Genomic DNA, 16,545 nt, shown 5'->3' with positions numbered 1-16,545 from the left:
GGAATGCTGATGATCATCTGGCGCGGGTGGGGGATTCTGGCGTTCATCTACGCCGCGGTCGCCATGATGCTCTTCCTGGGGCTCGCGTCGACGCTCGTTCCAGATGCGGCGTTGCCCTTCACCGCCGCGGTCGGCCTCCTGGGCGCAGCCGCAGCGACCTGGTTCACGGGTATCGCCATGAACCGCACCGGTCCGCAGCGCAAGATCGACGCCTGGGCTCAGGGCCGCCGCGCTCAGCTCGACGAACTCGTCGCGACCGGACGGTTCTCACTCGGTCCCGGTCAGCCGCAGCCCACGTCTCTCGAGGAAGCGCGGCAGATGGCGGATGCCGTGCTCGCGCACGAAGTCGAGCAGACCAAGAAGGCCTACAACGTGCACACGCTGTTCTTCATCCCGATGCAGTACCTCGCGTTCGCGTGGGCGGGCATCGCGGTGATCGTGGTGATCGCCGGACTCGTGTCGGCGATGCGCTGAACGAGCGGGCGGCGGCGGTCGATCAGTCGCGGCGCGCCCGCTTCTCCTGCGGGCGCAGGATGAAGCCGAAGACGCCGTTGATGACCGAGATGATCAGTGCGGCCAGCACGCCCCACCAGAAGTCGCCGACCGTGAGACCCCAGCCGAACGACTGCGTGATCCAGGCGGTGAGCCACAGCAGGAAGCCGTTGATCACGAAGCCGATCAGTCCGAAGGTGATGATGTAGAGCGGGAACGCCACGATCTTCACCACGGTGCCGATGATCGTGTTGACGAGCGCGAAGATCGCGGCGACGGCGAGCAGGGTGAGCACGAGCTGCAGCGTCTCGCCGGGCGGGAACGCCGTCACGGTCACCTGCAAGGCGGGGATCAGCGTCACCACCCACAGGGCGAACGCGTTCACGACGACTCTGATGATGAAGCGCATAGTCCTCTCAGTCTCACACGCCCGGCCTGAGATGTCAGCGGGTGTCATGATCTCGGAATCTCTAGACTCGGAACCGTGACCGACCCGATCCTGCCCCGCATCCGCCCCGCCATCGCCGCCCTCGCGCCGTACCGTCAGGGCAAGCAGGCGGGCCCCGAGGCGTTCAAGCTCTCGAGCAACGAGAACCCGTTCGAGCCGCTCCCGTCGGTCCTCGAGGCTCTCCAGCACACGACGCCGATCAATCGCTACCCCGACGCCACGGCCGGCCGGTTGCGCGAGCGTCTCGGCATGCGCTTCAGCGTCGACCCGAACCAGGTGCATGTCGCCGCAGGGAGCGTGTCGATCCTGCACCAGCTGATCCTCGCCACTGCGTCCGTCGGCGACGAGGTCGTCTACGCGTGGCGTTCCTTCGAGGCCTACCCGAGCCTGCCGCTGGTCGCGGGAGCCACCGGCATCCAGGTCCCGCTGACCGCCGACTTCCGTCACGACCTCGACGCGATGGCGGATGCCGTGACCGAGCGCACGCGCGCGATCATCCTGTGCACTCCCAACAACCCGACCGGGCCGATCATCACGAGCGACGAGTTCGCGAACTTCGTGGCCCGCGTGCCCGGCGACGTCCTGATCGTCCTCGACGAGGCGTACGCCGAGTTCGTCACGGCTCCCGATGCCGTCGACGGCCTCGCCGAGCGCGTGTTCGAGCGGCACCCGAACGTCGTCGTGCTGCGCACCTTCTCGAAGGCCTACGGACTCGCCGGCCTCCGCATCGGCTATGCGGTCGGCAACGAGACCGTCCTGAACGCCGCCCGCAGCACCGGCATCCCGCTGTCGGTCACCTCCTCCGCCGAGAACGCCGCGATCGCGAGCCTCGACGCCGAACCCGAGCTGCTCAAGCGCGTCGCCCAGATCGCCGAGCGCCGCACGCGCCTGGTCGACGGTCTGCGGGCTCAAGGCTGGGACGTGCCCGATGCGCAGGGCAACTTCGTATGGCTGCCGACGGGGGAGCAGACGGATGCCGTCGCCGCCCATTTCGCCCAGAACGACCTCGTCGTGCGTCCGTTCTCGGGCGACGGCATCCGCATCTCGGTCGGAGAAGAAGCGTCCATCGGACGCGTGCTCGAGGTCGCGCGGACCGCTCGCTGAGCGCAATCCTCCGGTTTCCCGACAGATACAAGGGCGTCCTAGGTATGCGTGCCCGGGAATGCGGGCGCGGGTAGCGTGGGCACGTGACCACCTCCGAGACCCCCCTCGTGCAAGTCCTCGACGCAGCCGGACGGTTCGCCCCGTCGGAGTCTGCCGAGCGCTACCTCCCGCTGATCGAGAAGATCAGCGACGCGGAACTCGAGCAGTTCTACCGCGACATGGTCGTCATCCGGGCGATCGACACCCAGGCCACCAACCTGCAGCGGCAGGGCCAGCTCGCGCTCTGGCCACCGTCTCGCGGGCAGGAGGCCGCGCAGGTCGGCTCCGGCCGTGCGGCCCGCGCGCAGGACACGATCTTCCCGTCGTACCGCGAGCACGCGGTCACCCGCATCCGCGGCGTCGACCCGGTCGACATCATCAAGCTCATGCGCGGCGTCTCGCACGGCGGCTGGGATCCGACCGACCCGAAGAACGGCAACACCCGGCTCTACACCCTGGTGCTCGGCTCGCAGGTGCTGCACGCCACGGGCTACGCGATGGGGTTGTCGTTCGACGGTCGCAGCGGAACCGGCGACCCCGACCGCGACGAGGCCGTCATCGTCTACTACGGCGACGGCGCATCCAGCCAGGGCGATGTGCACGAGGCCATGGTCTTCGCCGCGAGCTACCAGTCCCCAACGGTCTTCTTCCTGCAGAACAACCACTGGGCCATCTCGGTGCCCGTGTCGACCCAGTCGCGCGTGCCGTTGGTTCAGCGCAGCGCGGGCTACGGCATCCCCAGCGTCCGCGTGGACGGCAACGATGTCCTCGCCAGCTACGCCGTGTCGCGCATCGCCCTCGACGAGGCCCGCAACGGCGAAGGTCCTCGAGCCATCGAGGCCGTGACCTACCGCGTCGGCGCGCACACCACGAGCGACGATCCCACGAAGTACCGCGGCTCCGAGGAAGAGGAGTCGTGGGCGCAGCGCGACCCGATCGCCCGCATGCGCGCGTTCCTGTCGGACAGAGGAGCGGCAGAGGGCTTCTTCGCCGAGGTCGAGGCCGAGGCGGCGGATGCTGCCGAAGACCTCCGCGCCCGCACGGTCGAGCTCGGCCCGCCCAGCGCCGACAAGATGTTCGACCACGTGTACAGCGAACCGCATCCGCTCATCGCTGAGCAGAAGGCGTGGCGCGTCGCCTACGAGGCGTCGTTCGAAGGGGGGAACTGATCATGACTCTCGAGACGATGCCGTTCAGCAAGGCTCTCAACGCAGGACTCCGCCGCGCCATGGAGGACGATGAGAAGGTCCTGCTCATGGGTGAGGACATCGGCAAGCTCGGCGGCGTGTTCCGTGTGACCGAGCACCTGCAGCGCGACTTCGGAGAGAAGCGGGTGCTCGACACCCCGCTCGCCGAGTCGGGGATCGTCGGCACCGCGATCGGTCTCGCGATGGTCGGATTCCGTCCCGTGATCGAGATCCAGTTCGACGGGTTCGTCTTCCCGGCCTTCGACCAGATCACCACGCAGCTCGCGAAGCTCACGAACCGCCACGAGGGGAAGCTCTCGCTCCCGATCGTGATCCGCATCCCCTATGGCGGACACATCGGCGCCGTCGAGCACCACCAGGAGAGCCCCGAGGCGTACTTCGCGCACACTCCGGGTCTGCGGGTGGTGAGCCCGTCGACGCCGAACGACGCGTACTGGATGATCCAGGAGGCGATCGCCTCGAACGACCCCGTGATCTTCATGGAGCCGAAGAGCCGTTACTGGCCCAAGGGCGAGGTCGAACTGGATGCGTCGGCCGCCCCGCTGCATGCTTCTCGCGTCGTCAGGACCGGCAGCGACGTCACGCTCGTCGGTCACGGCGCCATGGTCACCACGCTGCTGCAGGCTGCGGCGCTCGCCGAAGCCGAGGGCACGAGCTGCGAGGTCGTCGACGTGCGCTCGCTCTCGCCGATCGACTACGAGCCGATCCTCGACTCCGTGCGCAAGACCGGCCGCATGGTCTACGCGCAGGAGGCGCAGGGTTTCACGAGCGTCGGCAGCGAGGTCGCGGCGACCGTCATGGAGCGCGCGTTCTACGCTCTCGAGGCGCCCGTGCTGCGGGTGTCGGGCTACGACACCCCGTTCCCACCCGCGAAGCTCGAGGGCTCCTACCTTCCGGATGCCGACCGCATCCTCGAAGCCGTCGACCGTTCGCTCGCCTACTGATCGTTCTGAAGGGACCCCACCCATGAGCACGCAGAACTTCACCCTCCCGGACGTCGGCGAGGGTCTGACCGAGGCCGAGATCGTCACCTGGAAGGTCGCCCCCGGCGACTCGGTCGCGATCAACGACGTGATCTGCGAGATCGAGACGGCGAAGTCGCTCGTCGAGCTGCCGTCACCGCACGCGGGTGTCGTCGGCGAGCTCCTCGTCGCCGAGGGCGCGACGGTCGAGGTCGGCACGCCGATCATCACGTTCGTGACGGATGCTCGAGACGACGCAGGTCCCGGCCACGTCGTGACGGCCGAGGCCCCGGCTCCCGAAGAGGGCGGCGGCTCGGTGCTCGTCGGCTACGGCACCGGCGGCGGTGCGACATCTCGTCGCAAGCGTCCGGCCGAACGCCCCGTCCGTTCGTCGGTCGGAGTCATCGCGAAGCCCCCGATCCGCAAGCTCGCGCGCGACCTCGGGGTCGACCTGACCTCGGTGACTCCCACCGGTGCCGACGGCGAGGTCACCCGCGACGACGTGGTGAACCACGCTTCGCAGGCCAGCGTGTTCCGCAACATCCAGACCCCCGAGTGGGGCGCCGTGCGCGAGGAGACCGTGCCCGCACCGCAGGCCGCGCCCGCCGGCCTCGCCCGTGGGGTCGCGCCGGCTCCGGCATCCGCTCCCGTCGACGACTCGCGCACCGAGTCGATCCCCGTGAAGGGCGTGCGCAAGGCGACCTCGTCGGCGATGGTGCAGAGCGCCTACTCCGCGCCGCACGTGACGGTGTGGAAGGAGATCGACGCGAGCCGCACCATGGAGCTCGTCAAGCGCCTGAAGGCCTCGCCGGACTACGCCGACATCCGCGTCTCCCCGCTTCTCATCATGGCGCGCGCCGTGATCTGGGCCGCCCGCCGCACCCCGATGGTGAACGCCGCCTGGGTCGAGACCGACAACGGCGCCGAGATCGTCGTGCGGCACTACGTGAACCTCGGCATCGCCGCGGCCACGCCGCGCGGTCTGCTCGTGCCGAACATCAAGGACGCGCAGGACCTCGGCATGAAAGACCTCGCTCGCGCTCTGAACCGTCTGACCCTCACGGCGCGCGAAGGCAAGACCAGCCCCGCCGATCAGCAGGGCGGCACCATCACGATCACGAACATCGGCGTGTTCGGGATGGATGCGGGCACCCCGATCATCAACCCCGGCGAGGCCGGCATCATCGCGATGGGCACGATCAGTCAGAAGCCGTGGGTCGTCGACGGCGAGGTGCGCCCCCGCTGGGTGACCACGGTCGCGGGCTCGTTCGACCACCGCGTGATCGACGGCGACGGCATGAGCCGCTTCATCGCCGACGTGGCGTCGGTTCTCGAGGAGCCCGCACTGCTCGTCGACTGACAGGAGTTGTCGATCGTGGTCTGAGCTGGACGCCAGAATGGCCTCCAGGAGCGCCCGCTTAGCCGGCGTCGTAAACCGCTCTGGCTCCTGCGCTACTTCGACGTGACTGCCCGGCCAGAGCTCGCAATCTCACGTGCGGATGCGGTGCGCTCTCTGCATGGGGCATATTTGAGATATGGCGATTCGGTACCGGTTTGAGACGCTCACCTCCGGTGGTGGGCAGACCGTCATCTTGCCAGCGCGGGGAGTCACGTGCATCGTCGGTGGCAACAATGCTGGAAAGTCGCAGATGCTGAGGGATATTGATGCTCGGGCATCGTCGCCGGAAGAAGAACTTGACATCGTCACGATCTCTGCAGCTACGGCCGAACGACCGAGTGGGACAAACGAGGAGGCTGAGGAATGGCTTGTCGCCAATGCCTATCCAGCGGCTACACCATCGGGGCACGCGCGTCGCTACGGACACTCTCCTAACAGCAACGGGCTCACGGTTCCTGAATTTGTCAGCTGGTTCACCCAATTTCAAGGTAGAAGTTCAACATATCTTGGAAATATCCCTAGCTACTTCATAACGAAGACCTCCGCGGGAACGCTTTCCCAATACGCCTCCGGGGCAATTCAGCCTGGCAGCTACGGGGCGATGAATTCACCACTGTCGAGCCTGCTCAGGGACGGCGATCTTGAACAAGAGCTTTCGGATGTCGTTGAGGAAGTTTTTGGCGCAGGGCTGGTGTTGGACCGGATTAACGCTGAGGTTCGGCTACGTGTGGGCCGTGTTGATGTAGAGGTACCGCCCATCAACCGACCTACTGCGGACTACGCGCGGGCCGTTGCAGAACTGCCGACCCTCGATTCCCAAGGTGATGGCTTTCGTAGCTTCGTTGGGCTAGTTCTTCTGATCTTGGCGGAACGTCCAAACGTGCTTCTTATCGACGAGCCAGAAGCCTTCTTGCATCCGGGGCAGGCTCGCGCGCTGGGGCGGTGGCTTTCAGGTCATGCCGCAGAGGGTGACCATCAGATCATCCTCGCGACTCATGATCGCGACATTGTGCTGGGACTTATCGAAGGGGCAAGCGCTTCGGCAGTCACTTTCGTGAGACTGAACCGCGAAGGCAACACTACGAACCTCACGCAACTCTCGCCGGAGAACGTGTCGGCGGTCTGGGATCAGCCCGCACTTCGGTACTCGAATGTCGTACAAGGGCTTTTCCACAAGCGGGTAGTCATGTGTGAAGGAGATGGCGACTGCAGATTTTACGGTGCGGCACTCGACGTGGTTGCAGGCGCTACCAACCGTCGATCGATCGCGGATGACGTCCTCTTTCTGCCGACAGGAGGCAAGGGAGGGGTGCCTAAGATGGCACAGGCGCTTACGAGTCTCGGGGTCGAGGCGCGAGCAATCCTTGATTTCGATGTTCTTCGCAATAGGTCTGACGTCATCAGCATCGTGACGGCGCTTGGCGCGACCTGGACGACCGCGATGAACGATCTTTGGGTTGAGTTCTCCAAGGTTCCGAACGCGAACCAACTTTGGGAGACTCTCAAGAAGACTGGTTTGCAGGGATTGCCTTCGGGTGGGTCTTACTCCGCCTGTGTCCAGCTTCTTGGGGAGCTTGCTCACATCGGACTCTATGTCGTGAAGGTTGGCGAGATGGAGGACTACGACAAGTCTTTGGCGACCCACGGTCCAGCTTGGGTATCTGCGGCTTTGACGGCGAAGTCCCACGCCAAGAGTGAAGTTCGAGAGATGGTCGAGCAGGTTCTCTCCGACCTGTGAACGAGAATGTTTCGGTGCGTAGTGTGCAACGGGTAACGAGATTGAATCGCGGCTACGCCCGCACCGCCAGCCGCCGCTCCGCGAGCAGCGGTACGGCACGCTCCTGCGCCGCACGCCGAGCCGTCGCGACCGCGCCGAGCGACACGACCTCGGCCCCCAGCGACGAGGCGAGCAGCTCGGGGGCGGGCAGATGCAGCTGCGAGGGCAGCACGCGGCGTGCGGCGGAGAGCACCGGTTCGATGCTCTCGGCGACGGCGCCGCAGATGATCACGCGCGCCGGGTCGTACATGCTGCCGAGCACGCCGACGACACGAGAGAGCGTCTCGCCGACGCGTGAGCTGACGAGTGCGGCGTCCGCGTCTCCGTCGGCAGCGAGGGCGAGCACCGCGCGGGGGTCGACTCGTCGGGCTCCCGCCAGCCGGCCGATGAATCCGTCGCGGGCGATCTCGCCGCTCGACACGGCGGCGCGAACCTCGTCCTGCAGGGCGTAGCTGAGGCCGAAGGCCGATCCGACGCCGATGATGTGGTCGAAGACGACGCCCTCGCCGACGCCGCCGTGCGCTCCGTGCAGCAGGTGACCGTCGACGACGACCCCTCCGCCGAAGCGCTCTCCCGCGAGCAGGGCGACGTAGTCGCGGCATCCGATCGCCGCGCCCTGCGAGCCCTCGGCGACGGCCGCGAGCAGCGCATCGTTCTTGACCTCGACGACCGGCGCCCAGTCGCTCAGGGCTGCCGCGAGGCCCGGATTCGTGCGCTCCCAGAAACCGTCGGGATGCGGCGGCGAGATCCCGTCGCGGTCGACGGGGGCGGCGACGCCCACGCAGATCGCGAGCACGTCGTCGCGGTCGCGGCCGGCCTCGGCGAGGGCGGCCGCGAGCTGCTCGAGGATCGCCGCGCGGCGTTCGGCGGGGGAGTGGGTGGGGTCGAGCTGCGTCCGATGGCTCACGAGGGTGGACTCGAGCGGGTCGGCGACGGTCACCGCGAGGTGCGTGTCTCCGGCATCCACGCCGATCACGACCCCGAGGTCGGGGGAGAGCACGAAGCGGCGGGCGGGGCGCCCCGAGCGGTAGGCGCCCGCGGCGCGGGCGTTCGGCAGCTCGCGCAGGATCTTGGCGCTGACCAGGGTGTCGACCGCGTCGATCGCGGTCGAGCGGGTGAGAGAGGTGCCGGCCATGACCTCGGTGGCGGTGAACTCCCCGGCGGCCCAGGCGAAGTCGAGAACGGCCCCGACGCTCGCGCGACCGGTGCCAAGACCTGCGGAAACTTCTGTCACGACTCTTGACCCGTCCCTCTCCCCAATGAGAGAGTACCCCCGGACGAAGTAAATTCGCTCACTAGATTTACTCTACGGATCTAGCAATCGGAAGGACGACGGTGTCTCCCAAACCCCTACGCGCCGCGGCCGGCGCCATAGCGCTGGCCTTGCTCGGCACGGCCCTCGCCGGATGCGCGGCCGGCGACGGCCGCGAGACCATCCGCTTCACGTTCAGCAAACGCGAGGCGATCGAGTTCATGACCGAGCTCGTCGCCGACTACAACGCTTCGCAGGACGACGTGCGCGTCGAGATCGACACCTCCGGCGTCGACGTGGTCTCGGCCAGCTTCGTCCGTGGCAACCCGCCCGACATCATGCTCGCCAACTACAACATGGAGGTCGCCCGCTTCGTGCAGCGCTGCGCGCTGACCGACCTCTCCGACACGGATGCCGCGGCATCCGTCCGCGACGACCTGCAGCCCCTGATGGACCAGTACGGCTCGTGCGAGGGGCGCACCAGTGCGCTGCCCTACTCGGTGATGGCCGCATCCGTCATCTACAACAAGGAGATCTTCGAGGCTCAGGGACTCGAGGTGCCCACCACCTGGGATGAGCTCATCGCCGTGTGCGATCAACTGAAAGCCGCAGGGATCACGCCGTTCTACGCCACCTTCAAGGACGACTGGACCATCGGCCAGGGCTGGTACGACTACTCGATCGGCGGCTCGACCGACGTGATCGACTTCTTCGACCAGCTGAACGCGGAGGGCGCAGACGTCGGGCCCGAGTCGTCGGCGTCGTTCCAGAACGATTTCGCCGAGCCGATCGATCGGATGCTGGAGCTCACCGGCGGTTACGTCAATGACGACGCGGCGAGCCGCGGCTACGGCGACGGCAACCTCGCATTCTCGAAGGGCGAGGCGGCCATGTACCTGCAGGGCCCGTGGGCCTTCAGCGAGATCGCCAAGACCGCGCCCGACCTGCAGCTCGGCACATTCCCGCTGCCCATGACCGACGACGCGTCCGACCTGGCCGTGCGGGTCAACATGGATCTCGCAGCGATGATCCCCGAGGGCTCGCGCCACCAGGAAGCGGCCCGCGACTTCCTCGAGTACCTGTATCAACCCGAGCACATCGAGGCCTACAACGAGTCCCAGCTCGGGTTCACGCCGACCAAGAACGCTCCCGCACCGAGCGATCCGCGGATCGCCGGAATGATCGACTACTACGACGACGGGAAGATCTACCAGGGCCCGTCGGTGCTCGTGCCGAAGACCATCCCGGTCTTCAACTACGCCCAGGCGATGGTGCTGGGAGCCGACCCGCGCAAGACACTCAGCACGATGGATGCCGACTGGGCGCGCGTCGCGTTCCGCGCACCCGTCGTGAAGACCGAGACAGAGGAGTCCGGCGAATGAGCACCACGACCACGATCGTCACACGAGGCGATCGCACCGCACGCCGCAGCTCACGTCGGGTCGAGCCGATCTACTACCTCTTCCTGCTGCCGACGCTGCTGCTGTTCACCCTGGCGATCACCCTGCCCGGCGTGATCGGCATCTTCTTCAGCTTCACCGACTCCATCGGCATCGGCGACTGGAGCTTCAACGGGGTGACCAACTACATCGCCATCTTCAGCGATCCGGCTGTTCTGCAGAGCTACCTGTTCACGTTCGGATTCTCGATCGCCACCGTGATCGTGGTGAACGTGGTCGCGTTCCTGCTCGCGGTCGGTCTCACCTCGCGCATCCGCTTCAAGACCGGACTGCGCACGATCTTCGTCATCCCGATGGTGATCTCGGGCATCATCATCGCCTACGTCTTCAACTTCCTGTTCTCGAACTCGCTCCCCGCGGCGGGTGCGGCCACCGGCATCCCGTGGCTGGAGACCAGCCTGCTGGCGAATCCCGACCTCGCGTGGATCGCGATCGTGATCGTCACCGCCTGGCAGGCGGTGCCCGGCACGCTGCTCATCTACATCGCCGGGCTGCTGTCTGTGCCCGGCGAGGTGTACGAGGCGGCCTCGATCGACGGAGCGAACAAGAGCCAGCAGCTGCTGCGCATCACGGTCCCGCTCGTCGCCGGCTACGTCGTGATCAACATCATCCTCGGCTTCAAGGGCTTCTTGAACGCCTACGACATCATCATCGGCCTCACCAACGGCGGCCCCGGCACCTCCACCCGCAGCGTCGCGATGACGATCATCGCGGGCTTCAACGGCGGCGACTACGCCTATCAGATGGCCAACGCGACCATCTTCTTCATCGTCGCCATCCTCATCTCGCTGCTCCAACTCTCGATGACTCGCGGAAGGAACGCACTCTGATGTCGACGCAGGCACTCACCACCGTCACCGCCTCCGGCCGCAAGCCCCGCGTCAGGATGGAGCGTGTCAACTGGTCGGGCACGATCATCCTGATCCTCTGCGCCGTCACCGTGCTGCTGCCGCTGTACGTCACGATCTCGATGGCGTTCAAGACCAACGGTCAGGCGGTCGACGGCAACGCCTTCTCGCTTCCGGCGCCGTTCAGCATCGACGGCTTCATCGCGGCGTGGAACCTCACGAAGTTCCCGGTCGGAGCAGGCATCTCGCTGCTCGTGACGGCCGGCACCGTGATCGCCACGATCGTGCTGGCGGCCTTCGCCTCCTATGCGATCGTCCGCAACTGGGACCGCCGGCTGTTCCGCTACTCGTTCTTCTACCTGCTCGCGGCCATGTTCATCCCGTTCCCCGTCGTCGCGCTGCCGCAGATCCAGCTCACCGGACGGGTCGGTCTCGACAACCCGGCAGGCGTGATCATCCTCGCCACGATGTTCCAGCTGAGCTTCAGCGTGCTGCTGTTCACCGCGTTCCTGCGGTCGATCCCGCTGGAGCTCGAGGAGAGCGCGCGCATCGACGGTGCGACGACCTGGCAGACGTTCTGGAAGCTGATCTTCCCGCTGCTCGCGCCGATGAGCGCCACGGTGGGGATCTTCGCCTTCCTCTACGCCTGGAACGACTTCATGATGCCGTCGCTGATCATCTCCGACCCGGCGCTGCAGACCCTGCCGGTGCGGCAGAACCTGTTCCAGACCCAGTTCAGCAACAACTACAACGTCTCGTTCGCCTCGTACCTCATGGCGATGGCGCCCGCTATCGTGGCCTACCTGTTCACGCAGCGCTGGGTCATGGAGGGCGTCACGCAGGGCGCCGTCAAGGGCTGAGCCCGCGTCTCGCATCGCTTCGCTCGCTCAACGACCGGGCGTTCCGGTCGAAGAACCACCTACAAGAAACAAGGAGCACCACCTCTCATGACCGACGCTCTCGTCGAGACCCGCAAGGTCGACGCCGCCGCATGGTGGCGTCAGGCCGCCGTCTACCAGATCTACCCGCGGAGCTTCGCCGATGCGAACGGAGACGGACTGGGCGACATCCCCGGCATCGTCTCCCGTGTCGACTACCTGGCCGACCTCGGAGTCGACGCCGTCTGGCTCAGCCCGTTCTACCCCTCGGCGCTGGCCGACGGCGGATACGACGTCGCCGACTACCGCGACGTCGACCCGCGGCTCGGAACGCTCGACGACTTCGACGCCATGGTCGCCGCTCTCCACGAGCGCGGCATCCGCGTCGTCGTCGACATCGTCCCCAACCACACCTCCGACCTGCACGAGTGGTTCCAGGAGGCGCTCGCCGCAGGGCGCGGCTCGGCCGCGCGGGAGCGCTACATCTTCCGCGAGGGCACGGGCCCCGACGGCTCCGAACCGCCGACCGACTGGGTCTCGGTGTTCGGCGGCCCGGCGTGGGAGCGCGTCGAGGACGGCCAGTGGTACTTCCACAACTTCGCCACCGAGCAGCCCGACTTGAACTGGGACAACCCCGAGGTGCGGGCCGACTTCCTGAAGACCCTGCGCTTCTGGTCGGACCGCGGCGTCGACGGCTTCCGCATCGACGTGGCACACATGCTCACGAAGGATCTCACCGAGCCCCTGCCCAGTCGGGCCGAGCTCGATGCGCTCCCGCAGGACGGCAAGCATCCGCTGATCGACCGCGACGATGTGCACGAGATCTACGCGGAGTGGCGTCGGGTCTTCGACGAGTACGACCCGCCCCGCACCGCGGTCGCCGAGGCGTGGGTGTCGACGCCTGAGCGTCGCGCGCGGTACGCATCGGCGGAGGGGCTCGGCCAGGCGTTCAACTTCGACCTGCTGGTCGCGGACTTCGATGCGGGGCAGTTCCGCTCGGTGATCGCCGAGAACCTCGCGCAGTCGCAGATGAGCGGATCGTCGACGACCTGGGTGCTCTCGAACCACGACGTCACCCGGCACGCGACCCGCTACGGGTTGCCGGCTCTCGAAGGACGAGCGGTCAAGCAGGGCACCGAGTGGGTCGCCGCGGGCGGACCGGCCGACGGCATCGATCTCGAACAGGGTCTGCGCCGTGCGCACGCCGCCACACTGCTGCTGCTCGGCCTGCCCGGCAGCGCGTATCTCTACCAGGGTGAGGAGCTCGGCCTGCAGGAGGTCGCCGAGATCGCGCCCGAACAGCGCCAGGACCCGGCGTTCTTCCGCGGCGGCGAGTTCGACGGCCTCGGGCGGGACGGATGCCGCGTGCCGCTGCCGTGGACGGCATCCGGATCGTCCTTCGGATTCGGCGGCGACGCCCACCTGCCGCAGCCGGCCTGGTTCGCGGACTACGCGGTCGACGTCGAGGCCGCGGACCCCGCATCGACGCTGTCGCTGTATCGCGAGGCTCTGCGGCTGCGCCGCCGGTTGCAGGCGGACGAGACCCTGGAGTGGATCGAGACGGGCCGTGCCGACGTGCTGCGGTTCGCGCGACCGAACGGATGGCAGGTCGTGACGAACTTCGGCTCTGAGTCCTTCGACCTGGGAGCGGATGCCGCGGACGTCGTGCTCGGACCGGTGACCGAGGGGGCGCTGCCGGGGGACTCGACGGTGTGGATCGCGCCGGCGGGCCTGATCGGCTGACGCCAGGACTCTCGCAGCGCCTCGTGTGTGCCGGTCGTTGAGCGAGGAGCGCAGCGACGAGCGCCGTACTGAGCGAGCGAAGCGAGTCGAAGTGACGAAACGCCTGTGTCCTACCCGTAGGGCGGATGCTGCGTTTCGTCTCGCTTCGCTCGCTCAACGACCATCGCTCGCTCAACGACCGGCTACGGGGTTGTTTCCGCCGAGTTGATAATGGTTCTCATTAGCGTTTAGAGTGGAGGCATGCACAAGCCACTCGCCTCCGTCACGCTCGCCTCCGTCGCCGTTCTCGCCCTCGCGGGCTGCTCGGCATCGACCGGTTCGGCGGCGACCGACGGCGAGGGGGGCATCAGCGTGGTCGCCTCGACCAACGTCTACGGCGACATCGCCAGCCGCATCGGCGGCGACCACGTCGACGTGACGTCGATCATCTCCTCGCTGTCTCAGGATCCGCACGAGTACGAGGCGTCGGCATCCGATCAGCTCACCGTGAAGAAGGCGAAGCTGATCGTCGAGAACGGCGGCGGCTACGACTCGTACATGGAATCGCTGCGCGACGCCTCAGGCGCGGATGCCGAGGTCGTCACGGCCGTCGAGTACTCGCACGACTACCCGGGCGCCGAGGTGCACGACCACGCCGAGGGCGAGGACGGCCACGAGCACGAGAGCGAGCCCACCGAGAGCGCCGACACGCATGAGGGGCACGACCACATCGAGGGCTTCAACGAGCACGTCTGGTACGACCCGCACACCATGGAGCACGTCGCAGAGGCCATCGCCGAGCAGCTCATCGACCTGGACTCCGCGAACAAGGCCGACTACGAGAAGAACCTCGCCGACTTCCAGAGCGATCTGGCCGGTCTCGAGGAATCGCTCGCCACGATCAAGAGCAGCCACGAGGGTGACAAGATCTTCGTCACCGAGCCCGTGCCGCTGTACCTCGCGCAGAGCGCCGGTCTCGAGAACGTCACGCCCGAGGCGTTCAGCGAAGCGGTCGAGGAGGGTCAGGACGTGCCGCCGGCCACCCTGCTGGACGCCCTGGATCTGCTCAAGGCCGGTGACGTCAAGGTGCTGTTCGCCAACGCGCAGACCGGCGGGGCCGAGACCACCCAGGTGATCGACGCGGCGAAGGCCGCGGGCACCCCCGTGCAGGAGGTCACCGAGGTGGTGCCCGAAGGCAAGACCTACATCACGTGGATGCAGGACAACATCACCACTCTCGCGGGTAATCTCGACAAGTGACCTCTCCTTCCGACGCGGCGCCGCTGCAGATCCGCGGCGCCGCGATACGGCGGGGCGACCGCGAGCTCTGGCAGGGCCTGGACCTCGACGTCGCGCCCGGCGAGCTCGTCGCCGTGCTCGGCCCGAGCGGATCCGGCAAGACGACCCTGCTGCGCGCGATACTCGGGCTCCAGCAGCTCTCGGCAGGGAGCATCACGGCCCTCGGCCATCCGGTCCGCGGGCGCGGCAACCGGCGCATCGGCTACCTGCCCCAGGCGCGGCCGCTGCCCGCCGAGACCTCGATGCGCGGCCGAGACCTCGTGTCGCTCGGCATCGACGGGCACCGCTTCGGACTGCCCATCCCCCGGCGCGGCGATCGGGCGCGCACCGATGAGCTGATCGATGCGGTGGGCGCCCGTGCATTCGCCGACAAGCCCGTCGGCATCCTGTCCGGGGGAGAACAGCAGCGACTCCGCGTGGGCCAGGCGCTGGCCGGGAGCCCGCGCCTGCTCTTGTGCGACGAGCCGCTGACGAGTCTCGACCTCGCCAACCAGCAGGCCGTGGTGGGCCTCATCGATGCACATCGCCGCACCGGTGCCGGAGTGCTGCTGGTCACCCACGACGTCAACCCCGTGCTCGAGATCGTCGACCGCATCCTGTACATCGCCAACGGGCAGTTCACCCTCGGCACCCCGCAGGAGGTGCTGACGACAGAGGTGCTCTCAGAGTTGTACGGAGCGCCGGTGTACGTGCTCGAGGCGGGCGGGCGGCTCGTCGTCGTCGGTGCTCCGGATGCTGAGCAGACCGCGCACCACCACGATGGCCATGAAGGGGACGAGGCGTGAACCTCGACGACATCGGCAACGCCATGTTCGGCGGCGTCGCGCAGTACGGCGAGATCCTCGCCCTGGTCTCCAACTCCGTCTGGGCAGGCGCGATCCTCGGACTGGTCGGCGGTCTCATCGGCCTGTTCGTGATGCAGCGCGACATGGCGTTCGCGGTGCACGGCATCAGCGAGCTCTCCTTCGCCGGAGCCGCGGCGGCGCTGCTCATCGGCGTCGACGTGGTCGCCGGATCGCTCGTCGGTTCGCTGCTGGCGGCGGCCATCATCGGCTGGCTCGGCGCTCGCGCCAGGGATCGGAACTCGATCATCGGCGTGCTGATGCCGTTCGGCCTCGGCCTCGGCATCCTGTTCCTGTCGCTCTACAACGGCCGGGCCGCCGGGCGGTTCAGTCTGCTCACCGGGCAGATCGTGTCGGTGCAGTCGGCGCAGCTGAGCTGGCTGGCCGGCATCTGCGGCCTCGTGCTCGTCGGTCTGCTGCTGATCTGGCGTCCGCTGCGATTCGACTCGCTCGACCCGCAGGCTGCTGCGGCGCGGGGAGTGCCCGTGGTCGGCGTCTCGTTCGCCTTCATGCTGCTGCTCGGACTCGTCGTCGCCGTCGCCGTGCACATCATCGGCGCACTGCTGGTGATGGCGCTGGTCGTCACTCCTGCCGCCGCCGCCCTGAGAGTGGCGACCGGGCCCGTGGCGGTCCCGGTGCTCGCGGCCGTCTTCGGCATCTCGTCGGCCGTGGGCGGCATCCTGCTCGCGATCATGGGCACTCTTCCCGTCAGCCCGTACATCACGACGATCTCATTCGTGATCTACCTGGTCTGCCGGGCGGTCGGCGCCCGGCAGACCAGGTAGATCACGAATGAGATCGTCGTGATGTACGGG

The 16,545-nt window shown here is 67.2% G+C and carries 15 protein-coding genes; 13 read left to right on the top strand and 2 right to left on the bottom strand.

All coding sequences use genetic code 11. The annotated features are described in order from the left end of the window. The first annotated feature begins 9 nt into the window (after positions 1-9). Positions 10-474, top strand: coding sequence for a hypothetical protein (locus tag ACI3KT_RS08995; RefSeq protein WP_292904656.1), 465 nt, complete (start codon positions 10-12; stop codon positions 472-474). 22 nt (positions 475-496) lie between these two features. Here the strand turns inward: ACI3KT_RS08995 and ACI3KT_RS08990 are convergent, their stop codons facing one another. Continuing rightward, positions 497-901, bottom strand: a complete 405-nt coding sequence (locus ACI3KT_RS08990; RefSeq protein WP_404903726.1) for a phage holin family protein — start codon at positions 899-901, stop codon at positions 497-499. A gap of 75 nt (positions 902-976) precedes the next feature. Here ACI3KT_RS08990 and ACI3KT_RS08985 point away from each other — a divergent pair, with 75 nt between their 5' ends. From ACI3KT_RS08985 to ACI3KT_RS08965, 5 genes are all read left to right on the top strand, one after another. Beyond that, positions 977-2,044, top strand: coding sequence for a histidinol-phosphate transaminase (locus tag ACI3KT_RS08985; protein ID WP_292904660.1), 1,068 nt, complete (start codon positions 977-979; stop codon positions 2,042-2,044). 83 nt (positions 2,045-2,127) lie between these two features. Then, positions 2,128-3,252 carry a pyruvate dehydrogenase (acetyl-transferring) E1 component subunit alpha gene (gene pdhA / locus ACI3KT_RS08980; protein ID WP_404903724.1) on the top strand — a complete coding sequence of 375 codons (1,125 nt, stop codon included), beginning with the start codon at positions 2,128-2,130 and terminating at the stop codon, positions 3,250-3,252. Between the two features lie 2 nt (positions 3,253-3,254). Continuing rightward, entirely contained in the window at positions 3,255-4,235 is a 981-nt protein-coding gene (locus ACI3KT_RS08975) for an alpha-ketoacid dehydrogenase subunit beta (RefSeq protein WP_292904664.1), read from the top strand. A 22-nt stretch (positions 4,236-4,257) separates the two neighbouring features. Then, complete coding sequence (locus ACI3KT_RS08970; RefSeq protein ID WP_307292793.1) at positions 4,258-5,613, top strand: dihydrolipoamide acetyltransferase family protein; 1,356 nt, start codon at positions 4,258-4,260, stop codon at positions 5,611-5,613. Positions 5,614-5,788: 175 nt separating this feature from the next. Beyond that, a complete protein-coding gene (locus ACI3KT_RS08965; protein ID WP_404903722.1) occupies positions 5,789-7,390 on the top strand; it encodes an ATP-dependent nuclease in 1,602 nt (533 codons plus the stop codon). A gap of 52 nt (positions 7,391-7,442) precedes the next feature. Here ACI3KT_RS08965 and ACI3KT_RS08960 read toward each other — a convergent pair whose 3' ends face one another. Continuing rightward, positions 7,443-8,663 (bottom strand): ROK family protein, encoded by a 1,221-nt coding sequence (locus tag ACI3KT_RS08960; RefSeq protein WP_404903720.1) that lies wholly within the window; start codon positions 8,661-8,663, stop codon positions 7,443-7,445. A gap of 101 nt (positions 8,664-8,764) precedes the next feature. On the opposite strand from ACI3KT_RS08960, the gene ACI3KT_RS08955 reads away from it, so the two are divergent. The 7 genes from ACI3KT_RS08955 to ACI3KT_RS08925 all read left to right on the top strand — a co-directional run bounded on the left by ACI3KT_RS08955 (position 8,765) and on the right by ACI3KT_RS08925 (position 16,515). Continuing rightward, positions 8,765-10,063 carry an ABC transporter substrate-binding protein gene (locus ACI3KT_RS08955; RefSeq protein ID WP_404903718.1) on the top strand — a complete coding sequence of 433 codons (1,299 nt, stop codon included), beginning with the start codon at positions 8,765-8,767 and terminating at the stop codon, positions 10,061-10,063. Next, positions 10,060-10,971: a carbohydrate ABC transporter permease gene (locus tag ACI3KT_RS08950; RefSeq protein WP_404903716.1), complete on the top strand. Its 912-nt coding sequence runs from the start codon at positions 10,060-10,062 to the stop codon at positions 10,969-10,971. Before ACI3KT_RS08955 ends, ACI3KT_RS08950 begins: the two co-directional genes overlap by 4 nt. Then, positions 10,971-11,849: a carbohydrate ABC transporter permease gene (locus ACI3KT_RS08945; protein WP_404903714.1), complete on the top strand. Its 879-nt coding sequence runs from the start codon at positions 10,971-10,973 to the stop codon at positions 11,847-11,849. The genes ACI3KT_RS08950 and ACI3KT_RS08945 overlap by 1 nt, the downstream gene beginning before the upstream one ends. 87 nt (positions 11,850-11,936) lie before the next feature. After that, positions 11,937-13,610 carry a glycoside hydrolase family 13 protein gene (locus ACI3KT_RS08940; RefSeq protein ID WP_404903713.1) on the top strand — a complete coding sequence of 558 codons (1,674 nt, stop codon included), beginning with the start codon at positions 11,937-11,939 and terminating at the stop codon, positions 13,608-13,610. A gap of 240 nt (positions 13,611-13,850) precedes the next feature. After that, complete coding sequence (locus ACI3KT_RS08935; RefSeq protein ID WP_404903711.1) at positions 13,851-14,849, top strand: metal ABC transporter substrate-binding protein; 999 nt, start codon at positions 13,851-13,853, stop codon at positions 14,847-14,849. Further along, positions 14,846-15,673 (top strand): metal ABC transporter ATP-binding protein, encoded by an 828-nt coding sequence (locus ACI3KT_RS08930; RefSeq protein ID WP_404903709.1) that lies wholly within the window; start codon positions 14,846-14,848, stop codon positions 15,671-15,673. The genes ACI3KT_RS08935 and ACI3KT_RS08930 overlap by 4 nt, the downstream gene beginning before the upstream one ends. Beyond that, positions 15,670-16,515 (top strand): metal ABC transporter permease, encoded by an 846-nt coding sequence (locus tag ACI3KT_RS08925; protein WP_404903707.1) that lies wholly within the window; start codon positions 15,670-15,672, stop codon positions 16,513-16,515. Before ACI3KT_RS08930 ends, ACI3KT_RS08925 begins: the two co-directional genes overlap by 4 nt. The last annotated feature ends 30 nt before the right edge of the window (positions 16,516-16,545 follow it).

The organism is Microbacterium sp. ZW T6_19, from assembly GCF_044987465.1.
GTDB classification, from domain to species: Bacteria; Actinomycetota; Actinomycetes; order Actinomycetales; family Microbacteriaceae; genus Microbacterium; species Microbacterium natoriense_A.
Note: the sequence above shows the minus strand (reverse complement) of the source record. Positions and strands in the feature narration are given on the sequence as shown.